Genomic DNA, 16978 nt, shown 5'->3' with positions numbered 1-16978 from the left:
TCAACGCAATCAGCCGGTGATCTTGGAGACAAGATCACCGGCTGATGGTGAAGGGTGAGTGACGGGACTCGAACCCGCGGCATCCTGGACCACAACCAGGTGCTCTACCAGCTGAGCTACACCCACCATGACCGGCTTTACTGCTCTGTGGGTTTCCCCGACCGGCCGAGAAAAAGTGTACAGGGTCCGAAGGGGTGCTCGCGCACGGCTTTCACGCACCCTCTGCGACGGACCCCGAACGTCCCTCGATCCCCCTACTGAGCAGGCACGACGTGCTTCGCCGCGATCGTCCGCGCGGTGTCCGAGTCGGGGCCCGGCTGCGGCACGAAGACGGCCTCGCGGTAGTAGCGCAGTTCCGCGATGGACTCCCGGATGTCGGCGAGCGCGCGGTGGTTGCCGTTCTTCTCGGGGCTGTTGAAGTACGCCCGCGGGTACCAGCGCCGGGCGAGCTCCTTGACGCTCGACACATCGACGATCCGGTAGTGGAGGTAGCCCTCCAGCGCGGTCATGTCCCGGGCGAGGAAGCCGCGGTCGGTGCCCACCGAGTTCCCGCACAGCGGGGCCTTGCCGGGTTCCTTGACGTGCTCGCGGATGTACGCGAGGACCTGCGCCTCGGCGTCCGCGAGGGTCGTGCCGCCGGCCAGCTCCTCCAGCAGGCCGGACGAGGTGTGCATCTGACGCACCACCTCCGGCATCGTCTCCAGCGCCCGGTCCGGCGGGCGGATGACGATGTCCACACCTTCGCCGAGCACGTTCAGCTCGGAGTCGGTGACGAGGGCGGCCACCTCGATGAGAGCGTCGTCGGACAGCGAGAGACCGGTCATCTCGCAGTCGATCCACACCATGCGATCGTTCATGCGACCACCCTAAGGCGGGCGCCGTCATTTGGGATGCCCGCGGGGTCCCCCGGCTGGGGCCCGCGCCCGGCGGGCCCGCGGGAACGCCGGGACGCCGGGCGGGGTGAGCGACTCACCCCGCCCGGCGTCCCGGGCCTGTCTCAGGCGCCGCTGCGCTGCCCCGGCAGGCTCGCCGAGAGCTGCGCCCCGGGGCCCATCGCGCTCGCCGCCGCCGTACGGCGGGTCTGGAGCGGGACGGGACCGGCGTCCGGGTGCAGCGGGGACACGGAGCCCGGACCCAGCGGACCCGATGCCCCGTCGTCGGACGGGCGCTCGTTCTGCGGCCGGCGCGCGCGGTACGCGGCCCGGTACGCGGCGGGCGACGAACCGAGCTGGCGGCGGAAGTGCCCGCGCAGCGCGACCGGCGAGCGGAAGCCGCAGCGGCCCGCGACCTCGTCCACCGAGTAGTCCGACGTCTCCAGCAGACGCTGGGCCTGGAGCACCCGCTGGGTGATCAGCCACTGGAGCGGGGCGGATCCGGTCAGCGAGCGGAAGCGGCGGTCGAAGGTACGGCGCGACATGTACGCCCGCGCGGCCAGCGTCTCCACGTCGAACTGCTCGTGGAGATGCTCCAGCGCCCAGGCGACGACCTCGGCGAGCGGGTCGGCGCCGATCTCCTCGGGTAAAGACCTGTCGAGGTAGCGCTCCTGACCGCCCGAGCGGCGCGGGGGGACCACCAGCCGGCGGGCCAGCGCGCCGGCCGCCTCGTTGCCGTGGTCCGTGCGCACGATGTGCAGACAGAGGTCGATACCGGCCGCCGTGCCGGCGGAGGTCAGCACGTCACCGTCGTCGACGAAGAGTTCGCGCGGATCCACGTGCACCGACGGATAGCGCTTGGCCAGTGTCGGCGCGTACATCCAGTGCGTCGTCGCGGGGCGGCCGTCCAGCAGGCCCGCCGCCGCGAGGACGAAGGCGCCGGTGCACAGCCCTACGATGCGGGCGCCCTCCTCGTGGGCCCGGCGCAGCGCGTCCAGGGCCTCCTCCGGCGGTGGCGAGGTGATCGAGCGCCAGGCGGGCACGACGACCGTGCCTGCCCGTGCGATCGCCTCCAGGCCGTGTGGCGCGGTGAGTTCGAGACCCCCCGTGGTCCGCAGCGGGCCTTCCTCGCCCGCCGCCACCAGCAGCCGGTAGCGGGGCACGCCGGCGTCCTGGCGGTCGATCCCGAACACCGACAGCGGTATGGAACTCTCGAAGATGGGGCCGCCGCTGAACAGCAGCACCGCGACGATCTCCTTGCGGCGTCGCCCGGAAAGCTTCCGGGCCGCGGCTTCCGGCGCGGCAGTGGAGTCGTGGCTCATACTGCTAAGCCCCCCTCGGTGGTCGCGGCTCCTCGGTTGTGTCGCTCCTGCACGTTTCCCCTCGGTCCTGCACGAGTCCCCCGCCGTAAGACGTCAAGATCGAATCTACTGTGTCCCGTGGTGCCGGGGTGACCAGTTCGGCAACCGGCACAATGTCGACATGGCAACTTGGCGTGAAGCATTCGATCACGAAGCGTTGCACTCGTGGGCCGTGCAGGGAAGTGCGCCTTGTCGTAGTGGCCAATCCACGTAGGGTGCGCAGTCCCTCCGGGACCCTTTCCGTGCAGGTCGAACGGGGGGTGGGGGGTGGTCAGGGCCAAGGGCGCGCAGGGGCGAGAAGTTGGCTGAAAAGATACGGGTCCGTGCGCGGAAACCGGTCAAGCGACCGGTGAGTTTCCCCCGGGATGACGGCTGCCCCGGCGGGCTCCGTTCATGCCGCGGTGACGACGGCCGCGGTGCGGCGCGTGTTCCTCGGCGAGCAGCCGGGCCGCACCGCGCTCCGACTGACGCAGGAGCACCCGGCACACCGCTGTGACGGCGGCCAGTCCCAGGGCGGTTCCCGCGGCGCCGGCGAGCGAGCCGCCGTACCAGAGAAGGACCACCGGGACGAGGACGCAACTGAAGGCGGCCCAGCGGACCACATCCGTGGCGGAGTCGTCGGTGGGGGGTCGGTGTCCGGACATGGCGTGCTCCCTGGGGTGGCTCGCCGGGTTCAACGGCTGTTCGAGCGGTCGGTCACTGCCCGTACGGCCGCCCGGGGGCCACCCGCACGTGAATCCTGTGCAAACCGCCTGTACAGCGCAGCAACCATTGCGTTACGGGCGCCCCCTCGTGCATGCTCCTTCGAACCCCCACTGACCGTGGACGGGATCTGGGCTTTAGGAGGCGTGCCGCCGTACCCTTGGGGGTATGGGGTTGGGAAGATGATTCCCGGACACAGCTCCGCTGCACACTGTCGTCCCTCCCACTAAGGATCACAACGCCGAGACAGCCATGGCCGGTCACGAATTCTTCGAACCCGCGGACCGCAAGCGGCCCGTCGCCGACCCCACGGCGGCCGAGCCCCTGGCGGCCGAAGAGCCACGTCATTCCTGCGACCCCGCCTTCAAGCACGGGGTGGTCGTCGGCTTCGACGGTTCCACCTCCAGCGAGCGTGCCCTCGCGTACGCCATCGGCATGGCCCACCGCTCCGGCTCGGCCCTGGTCATCGTGCATGTCGCCAACCGGCTGCCCACCACCGTGTGGGCGGGCTGCGAGCCGCCGGTCTTCGTCGACGTCCCCGACCACCGCACCGAGGTGCTCGGCCTCGAACTCGCCTGCGCGGACTACCTGTCCGAGGTGCCCTGGATCCTCGTGGAGCGTGGCGGCGACATCTGCCACGAACTGGAGGAGGTGGGGCGGGAGTACGAGGCGGACGCGATCGTCGTCGGGTCGACCCACGGCATCGTCGGACGCATCTTCGGCTCCGTCGCCGGACGCCTCGCCAAGCGGGCCAAGCGGCCCGTCGTAGTCATTCCCTGATCCGCCGCCCGCCCGCCCGGCGCCGGGCGACCCGGGCGGCCCCGGCCACGAAGACGGACCCCCGCGTACGAAGGCGTACGCGGGGGTCCGTTCCGTCGTCGTGGGGGCCGGCTACTCGACCGTCACCGACTTGGCGAGGTTGCGCGGCTTGTCGATGTCGCGGCCCAGGGCCAACGCCGTGTGGTAGGCGAGGAGTTGCAGGGGGATGCCCATGAGGATCGGGTCGAGCTCGTCCTCGTTCTTGGGCACGACGATCGTCTGGTCGGCCTTCTCCTGGTGCCGGTGGGCGACCGCGAGGATCTTGCCGCTGCGGGCCTTGATCTCCTCCAGGGCCGCACGGTTCTTCTCCAGCAGGTCGTCGTCGGGGACGATCGCGACCGTGGGGAGGGCCGGCTCGATCAGCGCGAGGGGGCCGTGCTTGAGCTCGGAGGCGGGGTACGCCTCCGCGTGGATGTAGGAGACCTCCTTGAGCTTGAGGGAGGCCTCGCGCGCCACCGGGTAGCCCCGCACGCGGCCGATGAAGAGCATCGAGCGGGCGTCGGCGTACTGCTGGGCCAGCTTCTCGATCTCCGCCTCCTGCTCCAGGATCTCGGCGATCTGCGCGGGCAGCTTGCGCAGGCCCTCGATGATCCGCTTGCCGTCGCGGACCGAGAGGTCGCGGGTGCGGCCGAGGTGCAGGGCGAGCAGGGCGAAGGCGACCGTGGTGTTGGTGAAGCACTTGGTCGACACGACGCAGACCTCGGGGCCCGCGTGCACGTAGACGCCGCCGTCGGCCTCGCGGGCGATCGCGGAGCCGACCACGTTCACCACGCCGAGGACGCGGGCGCCCTTGCGCTTGAGCTCCTGGACGGCGGCGAGGACGTCGTAGGTCTCGCCCGACTGGGAGACGGCGATGTAGAGGGTGTCGGGGTCCACCACCGCGTTGCGGTAGCGGAACTCGGAGGCGGGCTCGGCGTCCGCGGGGATGCGGGCGAGCTCCTCGATCATCTGGGCGCCGATCTGGCCGGCGTGGTACGAGGTGCCGCAGCCGAGGATCTTCACCCGGCGGATCTGGCGGGCCTCGCGGGCGTCCAGGTTGAGGCCGCCGAGGTGCACGGTGGAGAAGCGGTCGTCGATCCGGCCGCGCAGGACGCGGTCGACGGCGTCGGCCTGCTCGTGGATCTCCTTGTGCATGTACGTGTCGTGGCCGCCCATGTCGTAGGAGGCCGCCTCCCACTCCACGGTGGTCGGCTCGGACGTCGTACGGGTGCCCTCGGTGGTGTACGTGCGGAAGTCGTCGGCCTTGAGGGTGGCCATCTCGCCGTCGTCGAGGGTGACGATCTGGCGGGTGTGGGCGACCAGGGCCGCTATGTCCGAGGCGACGAACATCTCCTTCTCGCCGATGCCGAGCACGACCGGGGAGCCGTTGCGGGCGACGACGATCCGGTCGGGGAAGTCGGCGTGCAGGACGGCGATGCCGTACGTGCCCTCGATCAGCCGGAGGGTCTCGCGGACCTTGTCCTCCAGCTTCTCCGCCTGGGAGCGGGAGATCAGGTGGACGAGGACCTCGGTGTCGGTCTCGGAGAGGAACTCGACGCCGTCCGCCTCCAGCTTGCGGCGCAGGTCGGAGGCGTTGTCGATGATGCCGTTGTGGACGACGGCGACCTTGCCCGTGGCGTCCAGGTGCGGGTGCGCGTTCACGTCGGAGGGGGCGCCGTGGGTGGCCCAGCGGGTGTGGGCGATGCCGGTGGTGCCCTTGAAGCGTGCCGGGACCTTGGCCTCCAGGTCGCGGACCCGGCCCTTGGCCTTGACCGACTTCAGACCCGAGGTCTTCGGCGCCGTGATGGCGATGCCGGCCGAGTCGTAGCCGCGGTACTCCAGACGCTGGAGGCCCTCCAGGAGGAGGGGGGCCACATCACGCTTGCCGATGTATCCGACGATTCCGCACATGTTTACGTAAGCCTGGCTTCCTGGCGCTCTAGCCGTAGACGATCCGGCGGAGCTGGCGGAGCGTGAGCTCCGCCGGGGCCACCGCCCGGTATTTCAGCTCCGCCTCGATCCGTTCGAAGATCTCCGCGTTCACCAGGCCCTGGGCCTGGAGCTCGCGGTGGCGGCGACGGACGTATTCCTCGGTCGTCTCGTCGAAGTAGGCGAGCACGTCCTGGATCACCCGCAGCGCCTCGCCCCGCTGGAGGGGCGTGGTGCGGGTCAGATGATCAACGAGGTCGTCGTGCACTCGGTAGATCCTGGGGGAGGAGGAGAGCTTTCGCAAGAATCCTGCCCGATTTCGGGCAGGAGCGTGTCAGGCGCCTTTGGGAGAGTTATTAAACGCCCATGGGTGTTAGTTGGCCGGTTGTTTCGCGGCGGGATGTGTGCGACGTGGAACTTGTCCAGCCATGGACATTCCTCGCATGGGCGTACCCGACCAGCTCGCCGACCGGATGAGCATGGCCGAGCAGCACGAGTACCTGCGCGCCAGATTCTCCCGGCGCACGCTGATCCGCGGCGGCGCCGTCACCGTGGGTGCCGTCGTCGGCGGCGCGTTCGTCCCGGGCGCCACCGCCCAGGCAGCCCCGGCCACCCAGCCCCTCAGCCGCACCGAGACCGTCGACGGGGCCCTCGTCGCCCCCTTCGGCCGCCACCTCGCCTACGGCGCCGACGCCCGCACGGAGATGACGGTCTCCTGGCAGGTGCCGGTCGCCGTCAAGAAGCCCTTCGTGCGGATCGGCGCCCACCCCTGGGACCTCTCCCGCAAGATCGAGGCCGAGGTCCGCACCCTGTACACCCCGGCCGGCGTCGGCGTGAGCGGCGACCACACCCAGTACTACGTCCACGCCGAGCTGACGCGTCTGCGCCCCGGCCAGACCTACTACTACGGAGTCGGCCACCAGGGCTTCGACCCGGCCCAGGCGCACCTGGCCGGCACCCTGGGCACCTTCACCACCGCGCCCTCGCACACCACACCGTTCACCTTCACCGCCTTCGGCGACCAGGGCGTCAGCTACCACGGCCTCGCCAACGACGCCCTGATCCTCGGCCAGAACCCCAGCTTCCACCTCCACGCGGGCGACATCGCCTACGCCGACCCGGCGGGCCAGGGCAGGAGCACCGACACCGGCTTCGACTCCCGCACCTGGGACCAGTTCCTCGCCCAGACCGAGTCGGTCGCCAAGTCCGTCCCCTGGATGGTGAGTTACGGCAACCACGACATGGAGGCCTGGTACTCGCCCAACGGCTACGGCGGCGAGCAGGCCCGCTGGAACCTCCCGGACAACGGCCCCGACCCCGACAACCTCCCGGGCGTCTACTCCTTCGTCCACGGCAACACCGCGATCATCTCCCTCGACCCGAACGACGTGTCGTACGAGATCCCGGCCAACCTCGGGATCTCCGGCGGGACGCAGACCCGGTGGCTCGAGGGGCAGTTGAGGACGTTCCGGGCCGCGAAGGACATCGACTTCATCGTCGTCTTCTTCCACCACTGCGCCTACTGCACCTCCACCGCGCACGCCTCCGAGGGCGGGGTGCGGCAGGAGTGGGTGCCGCTCTTCGACACGTACACGGTCGACCTGGTCATCAACGGCCACAACCACCAGTACGAGCGCACCGACGTCATCAAGGGCGGCAAGGTCGTCAAGAAGCTTCCGATCGGGGAGACCGCCTACTCCGAGACCGAGGGCGTCGTCTACGTGACGGCGGGCGCGGCGGGCAAGAGCCTGTACGCCTTCACCGCACCCGACTCCTACGAGGGCAACCCCCACGAGGTCGAGTCGGTCGCCTCGTTCGTCAACACCAAGGACGGCAAGGTGAACGAGACCGTCACCTGGTCGCGGGTGCGGTATCTCGACTACTCGTTCCTGCGCGTGGACGTGGAGCCGGCGGCCAGGGGACACCTCGCCCGGCTCCAGGTGTCCGGCATCGCCGAGACCGGCGAGCGGATCGACCACTTCACGGTGGCGCGCAAGGCCAAGTGACCCCGGTACGGGGGACGTCACATCCGCCTGAGTATCGCCTGCTTGGCCAGGGTGAACTCCTCCTCCGTCAGCACGCCCGTGCGGTGCAGCTCCCCCAGCTCGCGCAGACGGCGCAGGAGCGCGTCGTGCCCGTCCTCCACGGGCGCGGCGGCCGGGGCGGCGGGCGGCTGCGCGGACGGTGACGGCGGTGCGCCGAGGGCGGCGGTCCGGGACGGGTGGGGGAGCCTGGCCCGGACCGCCGCCGCGACCAGCGCCATCAGCGGGTCCTTCTTGAAGCCCCACAGCTCCACCGAGTTGGTGTCGTACTTGGGCGGCGCCTTGGTGGAGGCGCCGCGCACCGTGAAACGCAGGAAGCCGTTCTCCAGGCCCGCCGCCGGATGCCACTCCACGGCGGTCAGGTCGGCCAGGGCGAGGGTGCGCACCCCCGCGGCTGCCTTGGCGTCCTCCGTCTTCCAGTTCCACTCCAGCCGCACGCGCTCGCCGTCGAAGCTCGCCGTGCCGTCCCCCGCGGACACCGACAGCGGGACGGCCGGGCCGGCCAGCAGGAACTCCCGCACCGGGTCGGCGGGCACCTCGTCCAGCAGCAGGGCGTTCCTGACCTCGTCGGTGAAGTACTCGGCGACGCCGTACCGGTCGGACTCCACGAGGAGCTGGTAGGGGTCGTTGGGTTCGACGAGCCGGCCGCCGGTCGCGTGCAGCAGGGGGTCGGCGCCGTCGCGCAGCCGCAGCCTGAGCCGCCCGGTCCGCTTGCCCTGCTCGAACGAGATCCCCGCCAACGCCCCGAGCGGCACGACGAGTTCACCCAGGGTCTTGCGGAACAGGCTGACGTTCTTGTCGCGTCCGGGGGTCAGCCGCAGGGCGTCGCCGTCGAAGGTCCAGGTGCCGTCCTTCTGGATGATTTCCGCCATGGGGCAAGTCTGGCATTCGGGCTACCGGGAGAGGGCGGCACCGAGGTCGTCGTCGAGCGCGAAGCGGATCGCCCGGCCGGATCCGGCCGCCGCCAGCATACGGATCTCGCCGGAGCGCACGCCGACGGCGATGTCCGGGTTGTCCGCGCAGACCATGGTGAAGCCGCCGTCCACGGCCCGGAGCCGGAAGTCCTGGTCCTCCGGGTACGGGGCGTCCTTGCCCTGTTCGTAGGCGCAGGGCCGCAGCTGCATGGGGTCACCGGCGACCCGGTCGCCCGCGATGTCCAGGCAGAGGGTGGAGGAGACGTGCCGCAGCTCGTAGGTGCGCTCGGCCTTGTCGACGAGCACCACCTGCCACCGCTGGGTCGCGGCGCCGTCGCAGGCGGCCGGTGCGGCGGTGTTGTCGAAGGAGTTCCCCGCGGCGGCGGCCAGACAGCGGCCGGTGCCGGTGTTCTTCAGGGCGACGGTCGCGACGGCGGTGCCCGTGGACGCCGACTGCGAGGCGGACGGTGAGGCGGCGGAGGAGGCGGCCGAGGGGGCGGGGTCCGGATCGGCGGCGGCGGTCTCCGCGTCCTCGCCCAGGAACCTCAGGGTGGCCGTGGTGGCCAGCGCGGTGAGGACGACGGCCACGGCGACGGCCAGGACCGGCCGACGGCGGCGCCGGGCGGGCTCCTCGGGGGCGGACCACTCCGGGGCGGGCCGCTCGGGCGCCGGCGCCGGCGGCTCCTCGTCGACGGGACCCGCGGGCCGCTCGGCCGGGGCGGGCCCGGCCGGGCCCTGTCTCGCCGCACGGTAGGCGGGGCCGCCCCACACCAGGACCTGGTCGACCAGGAGGGCACGCAGCTCCTCGGGGTCGCCCGTGGTCAGGGCGCGCAGCAGGGTGTAGTCGTGGGCGCAGAAACGGCAGTCGTCCAGGTGCCGACGCAGGTCCCCGGGCGTCTCGCGATGGGTGCCGCGGGCGATCGCGCCGAGCATCGTGCCGTAGTGGACGCAGCGCGCGTCGGCCGTGCGCTCGGCGCGCAGCCGCAGGAAGGAGTCCGCGATCCGGGCCCGTGCCGAGTCGGCCATCGACACGGCGAACTCCTCGGAGGTTCCGAGGAGTCGAGCGGCCAGAGCCGACTCGTCCCGCTCGGCCAGGCACAGCCACAGGGCGGCCCGCGACTGCTCGGGCAGTTCCTCGAAGGCGGCCAGCAGGAGCGAGGTGTGCTCCACCCGGCGCAGGGTGTCCACGGACCCGAACGTGTCCGCCGCCCGCCCCGCCCAGGACCGGAACCCGGGCCGCAGCAGCCCGGCCCGCTCGTCGCGCACCCACACGTTGGCGGTCCGCCGGACGTCCGCCAGCAGCGTCAGGCGCGCGGCGGGACCCTGGGCCGCGGCGCTCCGGGACAGGACCTCGCGCACGAGGTCGATCGCGGCGTGCTCCTTGCCGCAGAAGGCGCTCGCGTAGGCGAGCACCGCCGACACCTCCTCCGGTGGAGGTGTCCAGGTCGTGCCGTCTTGCTGTGCGGTGTGCTCGGACATCGTCGTCCCCCCTTGAGCCGTCACGGCAAGGTGTGGACCGTAGTGGGGCTACCTGTGACGGAGCTGTGCGCTTCCGTTCCCCGGGGGTGTGCGGGCACAGTGGTCTGCACCAATCCGGGGCGGACCCCGGATGGCCCACCGAAGGGAGCGCAGGTGAGACGGCACCACGGAACGACTCCCCGTACGACCCGGATTCTGGGCGCGTTGCTGCTCGTGGCGGCGGGCTCGCTCACCCTGGGCGCGGCGGCCCCCGCGCCGACGCCCGCAGGGAGCACGCCACTTGACCGGATCGTCCCGGCGCCCGAGCGGGCCGTGCCGGGCGGACAGCCGTACCGCATCACGGCCGGCACCCGGATCGGGGTCGACGGACCGGGGGAGGCGCGCCGGATCGGCGAGTACCTCGCGGACGTGCTGCGGCCCTCCACCGGCTACCGGCTGCCGGTCGCCGCGGGCTCGGGCGGAGGCATCCAACTACGCCTCACCGAGGGCCCGTTCGGAGCGGAGGGGTACCGGCTGGACAGCCGCACCCAGGGCGTCACCATCACGGCCGCGCGGCCCGCCGGCCTCTTCCACGGGGTGCAGACCCTGCGCCAGCTGCTGCCGGCCGCCGTCGAGAAGGACTCCGTACAGCCCGGCCCCTGGCTCGTCGGCGGCGGCACGATCACGGACCGCCCGCGCTACGGCTGGCGCGGCGCGATGCTGGACGTGTCCCGGCACTTCTTCACCGTCGGCCAGGTCAAGCGGTACATCGACCAGTTGGCGCAGTACAAGCTCAACACCCTGCATCTGCACCTCAGCGACGACCAGGGCTGGCGCATCGCCGTCGACTCCTGGCCGAGGCTCACCACCGTCGGCGGCTCCACCCAGGTCGGCGGCGGCCCCGGCGGTCACTGGACGAAGGCCGAGTACCGGGAGATCGTCCGGTACGCCGCCTCCCGCTATCTGGAGGTCGTCCCCGAGATCGACATGCCCGGCCACACCAACGCGGCCCTCGCCTCCTACGCCGCACTCAACTGCGACGGCGTCGCCCCGCCGCCGTACACCGGCACGGAGGTCGGCTTCAGCTCGCTGTGCGTCGGCAAGGAGATCACCTACGACTTCGTGGACGACGTGATCCGCGAACTCGCCGCGCTCACCCCGGGCCGCTACCTCCACATCGGCGGCGACGAGGCGCACTCCACCAGCCACGAGGACTACGTCACGTTCATGGACCGGGTACAGCCCGTCGCCGCCCGGTACGGCAAGAGCGTGGTCGGTTGGCACCAGCTCACCGGCGCGACGCCCGCGAAGGGCGCCGTGGCCCAGTACTGGGGGCTGGACGACACGAGCGCCGCCGAGAAGGAACAGGTCGCCGCCGCCGCGCGGAACGGCACCGGGATCGTCCTGTCGCCCGCCGACCGGGTCTACCTCGACATGAAGTACGACGCGGACACGCCGCTGGGCCAGGACTGGGCGGGACTGGTCGACGTGCGGCGGGCCTACGACTGGGATCCGGGCGACTACCTTCCCGGGGTGCCCGGTTCGGCGGTCCGGGGCGTCGAGGCGCCGCTGTGGACCGAGACGATCGTGACGAGCGCCGACATCGAGTACATGGCGTTCCCGCGCCTCGCGGGCGTCGCCGAGCTCGGCTGGTCGCCCGCGGCCACGCACGACTGGGCGGAGTACCGGGTGCGGCTCGCGGCGCAGGGGCCGCGCTGGGACGCGCAGGGCATCGGCTACTTCCGGGCGCCGCAGGTGCCCTGGCCGGCCGTCTGAGCGGGGTGCGGCCGAGGAACGGCGACGGGCACCCCGGAGGACCGTACTCCGGGGTGCCCGTCTGTCTCAGGGGGCCGCGGGGGCCCGGGGTGTCACCGCCCCGCGAGGGGGTTGTCCAGGTCGCCGACGAGCTGGAGGGCGCCCGCCGGATCCGCCAGGTCCACCATCTGCTCGTTGTTGCGCAGCTGGAGCCGGTTGAGGCAGGACAGCGCGAACCGCGGGGCGAACATGTCGTACCGCTCGAACTTCTCGGCGAGTTCGGGCACCGACTCCTGGTACTCCCGGGTGATGTCGGCGACCGTCTGCCAGAACACGTCCTCCTCCACGATGCCCTCGGACGCGAGGTGCGCGGCGAGGAAGCGGAAGAAGCAGTCGAAGACGTCCGTGAAGATCGACAGGAGCTTCTTGTCCTCCGGGACGTCCACGCGCAGCCGTTCGACGGCCGGCGGGAGCACCGCGTCCACGTCCATGACGGCGATCTCCTCGGCGATGTCCTTGTAGATCGCGCGCTCGACGGCGCCGTCCTTCAGGACGAGGATGACGTTCTCGCCGTGCGGCATGTAGACGAGGTCGTAGGCGTAGAAGCTGTGCAGCAGCGGCGTGAAGTACGCCGTCAGGTAGCGGCGCAGCCACTCCACGGGCGTCAGCCGGGACCGCTCGATCAGCGCGCCCGCGAAGGAGTTGCCCTCGTGGTCGACATGGACGAGCGAGGCCATCGTGGCGAGGGACTCGCCCTCCCGCAGCGACCCCACCGGGCTCTCGCGCCACAGCGCGGCGAGCATCTTGCGGTACGGCGAGTAGCGGTCCGTGGCGGCCTCGTACTCCAGGTGGCGGTAGCCGACGGCGGCCCGCTCCCGGATGATCGACAGGCCCGTGGACTTCAACACGGGGTCGTTGTCGATGAGTTGTGCCAGCCAGTCGTTGATGGCCGGCGTGGCCTCCATGTAGGCCGCCGAAAGGCCGCGCATGAAGCCCATGTTGATGACGGACAGGGCCGTCTTCACGTAGTGCTTCTCGGGGCTGGAGCGGTTGAAGAAGGTCCGGATGGACTGCTGGGCGAGGTACTCGTCGTCGCCCTCACCGAGACAGACCAGGTGACGGCGGGCGACCTCGGCGGCGAAGGTGACGGAGAGCTTGTTCCACCACTGCCAGGGGTGCACGGGGATGAGGAGGAAGTCCGCCGGGTCCAGGCCCTGTTCGGTGAGGGTCGAGGCGAAGCGCCCGACGGTCTCCTCGCCCAGCTCGTCGCGCACGAACGACTCGTACTCGATGCCCACGCCCGCCGTGAACGCGGCGCGATCGCGGTGCGCGGCCAGCCAGATCAGCCGGACCGGGCTCGCGGTCTCCGGGGCGTACGAGAGGTACTCGTGGATGCCGAAGCCGAGACGGCCGTTGTTGGCGACGAAGCAGGGGTGGCCCTCGGTCATCCCGGTCTCGATGGCCTGGAAGCCGCTGGAGACGAGCTCGGCGACCGGCACCTGCGGCTTGGTGAGCTTGTAGCAGGTGCCGGAGAGCGTGGAGGAGATCTCCTCCAGGTAGACCGGCAGGATCGCGTCGCTCAGCCCCAGCGCCGACCTCAGCTCGATGAAGAAGTCCAGCGCGGCGAGGGGGAGGTCGACGCCGTCCCGACGACGGGATATCGAGTCGGCGTCGACCTGCCAGTGGTCGAGGGCGCGGCGCACGGCGCTGAACCGGTAGCGGGTCAGCCCGTCGTCGCTGCGGACCTCGAAGGTGCCGTCGGCGGTCGCCTCCGGCGTGATGAGCCGCTCGTGGGCGAACTCGGCGAGCGCTTTGCGCACGAGCAGCCGGTTGGCCTGCTCCCAGCGCTCGGGGGAGAGATGGGCGACGGAGTCGGCGAGGCTCATACGGACACCGCCTTCCTCTGCGTGGCGACGAACCGCGCCCGGGTGCAGAAGCTCAGCAGCGCTTTCTTCTCGGGCTTCTGGATCTCCCGCTCGGCGACGAACCCGACGGCCTCGTTGAGGGCGTGGACGGCCTTGTTGGAGACGTCCGGCTCGACGACGACCCGCTCCACGGCCGGGTCCTCGAAGAGGTGCGCCATCACGGCGGTGATGACCGACCGGGTGAAGCCGTGCACCGGCCTGTCGGTCGCCGGGGTGAGGAAGTGCATGCCGACGTCACCGGGCAACGGCTCGTACAGGCCGACCAGTTCACGGTGCGCCGGGTCGTAGTGCTCCATCAGGAACACGGGGATGCCCGTCTCGTCGAGGCCGAGCAGCGCGTGGTGGTGCTCGTCGGCCGCGATCTCCATGTAGGCGCGCTCGACGTCCTCCAGTTTCGCGTCCTGCATCATCCAGAACGCGGCCTTGGGGTGGGTGACCCAGCCGTGCAGCAGCTCGGCGTCCTTGAGCGGGTCGAGGGGGCGGAAGGTGAAGGCGGCCACCTGTGGGGCGGTGGTGCTCATACGGCGAACTCCTGGAACGCGATGGTCTTCTCGACCGGGTAGTACTCGCTGCCGAGCAGCTCACGGATGATGGAGCTGTTGCGGTACGCGCCCATACCCAGGTCGGGGCTGGTGATGCTGTGGGTGTGCACGCCGGCGTTCTGCAGGAAGACCCCGCGGCCGGTGACGTCGATCGCGTAGTTGCGGGCGACGTCGAAGTTGCCGTGGGAGTCCCGCACCAGACGGTCCTGCACCGGCTTGAGGAACTCCGGCTCGGTGTACGCGTAGCCGGTGGCGAGCACCAGGCCCTGCGTCTCGATGTCGTAGTCCTTCTCCTGCTCCTCCTGGCGGAAGGAGAGCGTGTACGTGCCGTTCTCGTGACGGGCCGCGTTCAGGCTGGAGTTGGTGAGCAGCCGGGTGGGGACGGGCCCGCCGAGGTTCTTCTGGTAGAGCAGGTCGAAGATGTCGTTGACGAGGTCGCCGTCGATGCCCTTGAAGAGGCCCTTCTGCTGCTTGACCAGCCGGTAGCGGGTGGCCTCCGGCAGCGCGCGGTAGTAGTCGATGTACTCCGGCGAGGTCATCTCCAGCGTGAGCTTGGTGTACTCCAGCGGGAAGAAACGCGGGGAGCGGGTCACCCAGTTCAGCCGGTAGCCGTGGACGTCGATCTCGGAGAGCAGGTCGTAGTAGATCTCGGCGGCGGACTGCCCGGAGCCGACGATCGTGATGGAGTCCTTCTTCACCAGCTCCGCGCGGTTCTGTACATAGCGGGAGTTGTGCAGGAAGTCCCCGCCGAGCCCCTCGACGGCGGCCGGGTGGTGGGGGGAGGTGCCGGTGCCGAGCACGAGCCGCCGGGCGCGGAAGGTGTCCCCGGCCGCGGTCCGCACGACGTACAGCTCGTCGGCGTACTCGATCTCCGTGACCGTGGTGCCGAAGCGCACGTTGCTCAGCCGGTTCGCGGCCCAGCGGCAGTAGTCGTCGTACTCGACGCGCAGCGGGTAGAAGTTCTCGCGGATGTAGAAGGAGTACAGCCGCCCCTTCTCCTTCAGGTAGTTCAGGAAGGAGTACGGCGAGGTCGGGTCGGCGAGGGTGACCAGGTCCGACATGAACGGCGTCTGGAGGTGGGCGCCGTCCAGGAACATGCCCGCGTGCCACTCGAAGTCGGGCTTCGAGTCCAGGAAGATCCCGTCGAGTTCGTCGATGGGTTCGGTCAGACAGGCCAGGCCGAGGTTGAAGGGGCCGAGCCCGATCCCCACGAAGTCGTAGGTTTTGGTGGGGTTTTCAGGACGCGCGGTCAAGGGACTCTCCCAGGTACTGCTCGGCGTGGCCGGCGATCAGATCGAGGACGACGGCGATGTCCTCGGCCGTCGTCTCGGGGTTGAGCAGGGTGAACTTCAGGTAGTGGCGGCCGGCCACCTTCGTGCCCGCGACCACCGCGTCACCGGACGCGAACAGGGCCTTGCGGGCGTACAGGTTGGCGCGGTCGATCTCGGCGGGGTCGGTGACCGCCGCGGGGATGTAGCGGAAGACGAGGGTGGACAGGCTCGGCTCCACGACGACGTCGAAGCGCGGGTCGGCGGCCAGCAGCTTCCAGCCCTCCACCGCCAGGTCGCACACCTCGTCGAAGAGCTGGCCGATGCCGTCGGCGCCCATCGTGCGCAGGGTCACCCACAGCTTGAGGGCGTCGAAACGGCGCGTGGTCTGCAGGGACTTGTCGACCTGGTTGGGGATGCGCTCCTGCACCATGCGCCGGGGGTTGAGGTACTCCGCGTGGTACGTGGCGTGCCGCAGCGTGCTCGCGTCACGCACCAGCACGGCGGACGAACTCACCGGCTGGAAGAAGGACTTGTGGTAGTCGACGGTGACGGAGTCGGCGCGCTCGATGCCGTCGATCCGGCCGCGGTACTTCACGGAGGCGAGCAGCCCGCAGCCGTAGGCGGCGTCCACGTGCATCCAGGTGCCGTACTGGGCGCAGAGTTCGGCGATCTCGGGCAGCGGGTCGATGGACCCGAAGTCGGTGGTGCCACCGGTGGCCACGACGGCCATGGGGACCAGGCCCGCCGCCTTGCAGCGCTCCAGCTCGTGGGCGAGCGCGACGGTCTGCATCCGCTTGTCGTGGTCGACGGGGACGGAGACCACGGAGTCGGGGGCGAGGCCGAGCAGTTTCGCGGACTTCTTCACGCTGAAGTGGCTGACCTCGGAGGCGAAGATGCGCAGTTTCGCGAGCGAGTCGGTCTTCGCCTCCTCGCGGGCGAGGAGGAGCGCCTGGAGGTTGGACTGCGTGCCGCCGGAGGTGAACACGCCGTCGGCGTTGGGGCCGAGGCCGATCCGGGCGGTCGTCCAGTCGATCAGTTTGCGCTCGATGAGCGTGCCGCCGGCCGACTGGTCCCAGGTGTCCAGGGAGGAGTTGACGGCGGAGAGGATCGCCTCGCCGAGCACCGCCGGTATGACGACCGGGCAGTTGAGGTGGGCGAGGTAGCGGGGGTGGTGGAAGTAGATCGCGTCGCGGAGGTACACGTCCTCCAGCTCGTCGAGCACGGCGTCGGTGTCGAGCAGGGGCCGGTCGAGGTCGATCGCGTCGATGGCCGGGGCGAGGTCGTCGACGGTGACACCGGTGAACGGACGGTCGGTGGCGGCGAGTTTGGCTGCCACCCGCTCTACTCCGTCGGTCACGGTGCGGCGGTACCGCTCCGCCGTCGTGTCATTGAGCAGGTGCGAGCGCATG

At 70.7% G+C, this 16978-nt stretch carries 14 protein-coding genes and 1 tRNA gene; 3 read left to right on the top strand and 12 right to left on the bottom strand.

Going from position 1 to position 16978, the window contains the following annotated elements:
* Positions 1-53: 53 nt before the first annotated feature.
* From ACIPSE_RS02770 to ACIPSE_RS02755, 4 genes are all read right to left on the bottom strand, one after another.
* Positions 54-126: transfer RNA gene (locus tag ACIPSE_RS02770), tRNA-His, on the bottom strand.
* A gap of 128 nt (positions 127-254) precedes the next feature.
* Positions 255-857, bottom strand: coding sequence for an oligoribonuclease (orn, locus tag ACIPSE_RS02765; protein ID WP_401656661.1), 603 nt, complete (start codon positions 855-857; stop codon positions 255-257).
* A gap of 140 nt (positions 858-997) precedes the next feature.
* On the bottom strand, positions 998-2194 hold the full coding sequence (locus ACIPSE_RS02760) for a helix-turn-helix domain-containing protein (protein ID WP_401656659.1): 1197 nt from the start codon (positions 2192-2194) through the stop codon (positions 998-1000).
* 377 nt (positions 2195-2571) lie between these two features.
* The gene (locus tag ACIPSE_RS02755) at positions 2572-2877 is read right to left on the bottom strand and encodes a hypothetical protein (protein WP_401656657.1); all 306 of its coding nucleotides are present in this window, start codon (positions 2875-2877) and stop codon (positions 2572-2574) included.
* Between the two features lie 310 nt (positions 2878-3187).
* Here ACIPSE_RS02755 and ACIPSE_RS02750 point away from each other — a divergent pair, with 310 nt between their 5' ends.
* Positions 3188-3715, top strand: coding sequence for a universal stress protein (locus ACIPSE_RS02750; protein WP_401656655.1), 528 nt, complete (start codon positions 3188-3190; stop codon positions 3713-3715).
* Positions 3716-3826: 111 nt separating this feature from the next.
* On the opposite strand, the gene glmS is transcribed toward ACIPSE_RS02750, so the two are convergent.
* Together glmS and ACIPSE_RS02740 are read right to left on the bottom strand one after the other, a co-directional pair.
* The gene (gene glmS, locus ACIPSE_RS02745) at positions 3827-5644 is read right to left on the bottom strand and encodes a glutamine--fructose-6-phosphate transaminase (isomerizing) (protein ID WP_401656653.1); all 1818 of its coding nucleotides are present in this window, start codon (positions 5642-5644) and stop codon (positions 3827-3829) included.
* 28 nt (positions 5645-5672) lie between these two features.
* Entirely contained in the window at positions 5673-5930 is a 258-nt protein-coding gene (locus ACIPSE_RS02740) for a hypothetical protein (protein WP_401656651.1), read from the bottom strand.
* A gap of 175 nt (positions 5931-6105) precedes the next feature.
* Between ACIPSE_RS02740 and ACIPSE_RS02735 the strand changes: the two genes are divergently transcribed.
* Entirely contained in the window at positions 6106-7668 is a 1563-nt protein-coding gene (locus tag ACIPSE_RS02735; protein ID WP_401656648.1) for a purple acid phosphatase family protein, read from the top strand.
* A gap of 17 nt (positions 7669-7685) precedes the next feature.
* Here the strand turns inward: ACIPSE_RS02735 and ACIPSE_RS02730 are convergent, their stop codons facing one another.
* On the bottom strand, positions 7686-8576 hold the full coding sequence (locus tag ACIPSE_RS02730; protein WP_401656646.1) for a DUF4429 domain-containing protein: 891 nt from the start codon (positions 8574-8576) through the stop codon (positions 7686-7688).
* A 21-nt stretch (positions 8577-8597) separates the two neighbouring features.
* Complete coding sequence (locus ACIPSE_RS02725) at positions 8598-10097, bottom strand: ricin-type beta-trefoil lectin domain protein (protein WP_401656644.1); 1500 nt, start codon at positions 10095-10097, stop codon at positions 8598-8600.
* A 153-nt stretch (positions 10098-10250) separates the two neighbouring features.
* Between ACIPSE_RS02725 and ACIPSE_RS02720 the strand changes: the two genes are divergently transcribed.
* Positions 10251-11852 (top strand): beta-N-acetylhexosaminidase, encoded by a 1602-nt coding sequence (locus ACIPSE_RS02720; RefSeq protein WP_401656642.1) that lies wholly within the window; start codon positions 10251-10253, stop codon positions 11850-11852.
* 92 nt (positions 11853-11944) lie between these two features.
* On the opposite strand, the gene ACIPSE_RS02715 is transcribed toward ACIPSE_RS02720, so the two are convergent.
* From ACIPSE_RS02715 to desA, 4 genes are read right to left on the bottom strand one after another with little or no spacing between them, the layout of a single operon-like run.
* The gene (locus ACIPSE_RS02715; RefSeq protein WP_401656640.1) at positions 11945-13717 is read right to left on the bottom strand and encodes an IucA/IucC family protein; all 1773 of its coding nucleotides are present in this window, start codon (positions 13715-13717) and stop codon (positions 11945-11947) included.
* Positions 13714-14277 (bottom strand): GNAT family N-acetyltransferase, encoded by a 564-nt coding sequence (locus tag ACIPSE_RS02710; RefSeq protein WP_401656638.1) that lies wholly within the window; start codon positions 14275-14277, stop codon positions 13714-13716. Before ACIPSE_RS02710 ends, ACIPSE_RS02715 begins: the two co-directional genes overlap by 4 nt.
* Positions 14274-15551, bottom strand: coding sequence for a lysine N(6)-hydroxylase/L-ornithine N(5)-oxygenase family protein (locus tag ACIPSE_RS02705; RefSeq protein WP_401656636.1), 1278 nt, complete (start codon positions 15549-15551; stop codon positions 14274-14276). The genes ACIPSE_RS02710 and ACIPSE_RS02705 overlap by 4 nt, the downstream gene beginning before the upstream one ends.
* Positions 15535-16977 carry a lysine decarboxylase DesA gene (gene desA / locus ACIPSE_RS02700; protein WP_401656634.1) on the bottom strand — a complete coding sequence of 481 codons (1443 nt, stop codon included), beginning with the start codon at positions 16975-16977 and terminating at the stop codon, positions 15535-15537. The genes ACIPSE_RS02705 and desA overlap by 17 nt, the downstream gene beginning before the upstream one ends.
* Position 16978: the final 1 nt, after the last annotated feature.

Source organism: Streptomyces sp. NPDC090106 (assembly GCF_044747265.1).
Classification (GTDB): Bacteria; Actinomycetota; Actinomycetes; order Streptomycetales; family Streptomycetaceae; genus Streptomyces.
This window is presented reverse-complemented; position numbering and strand designations above follow the sequence as displayed.

Excerpts from the sequence above, each read along its gene's own strand:
- orn (WP_401656661.1), bottom strand. The coding sequence starts at position 857 with ATGAACGATCGCATGGTGTGGATCGACTGCGAGATGACCGGTCTCTCG.
- ACIPSE_RS02760 (WP_401656659.1), bottom strand. The coding sequence starts at position 2,194 with ATGAGCCACGACTCCACTGCCGCGCCGGAAGCCGCGGCCCGGAAGCTT.
- ACIPSE_RS02755 (WP_401656657.1), bottom strand. The coding sequence starts at position 2,877 with ATGTCCGGACACCGACCCCCCACCGACGACTCCGCCACGGATGTGGTC.
- ACIPSE_RS02750 (WP_401656655.1), top strand. The coding sequence starts at position 3,188 with ATGGCCGGTCACGAATTCTTCGAACCCGCGGACCGCAAGCGGCCCGTC.
- glmS (WP_401656653.1), bottom strand. The coding sequence starts at position 5,644 with ATGTGCGGAATCGTCGGATACATCGGCAAGCGTGATGTGGCCCCCCTC.
- ACIPSE_RS02735 (WP_401656648.1), top strand. The coding sequence starts at position 6,106 with ATGGGCGTACCCGACCAGCTCGCCGACCGGATGAGCATGGCCGAGCAG.
- ACIPSE_RS02730 (WP_401656646.1), bottom strand. The coding sequence starts at position 8,576 with ATGGCGGAAATCATCCAGAAGGACGGCACCTGGACCTTCGACGGCGAC.
- ACIPSE_RS02725 (WP_401656644.1), bottom strand. The coding sequence starts at position 10,097 with ATGTCCGAGCACACCGCACAGCAAGACGGCACGACCTGGACACCTCCA.
- ACIPSE_RS02715 (WP_401656640.1), bottom strand. The coding sequence starts at position 13,717 with ATGAGCCTCGCCGACTCCGTCGCCCATCTCTCCCCCGAGCGCTGGGAG.
- ACIPSE_RS02710 (WP_401656638.1), bottom strand. The coding sequence starts at position 14,277 with ATGAGCACCACCGCCCCACAGGTGGCCGCCTTCACCTTCCGCCCCCTC.
- desA (WP_401656634.1), bottom strand. The coding sequence starts at position 16,977 with ATGCGCTCGCACCTGCTCAATGACACGACGGCGGAGCGGTACCGCCGC.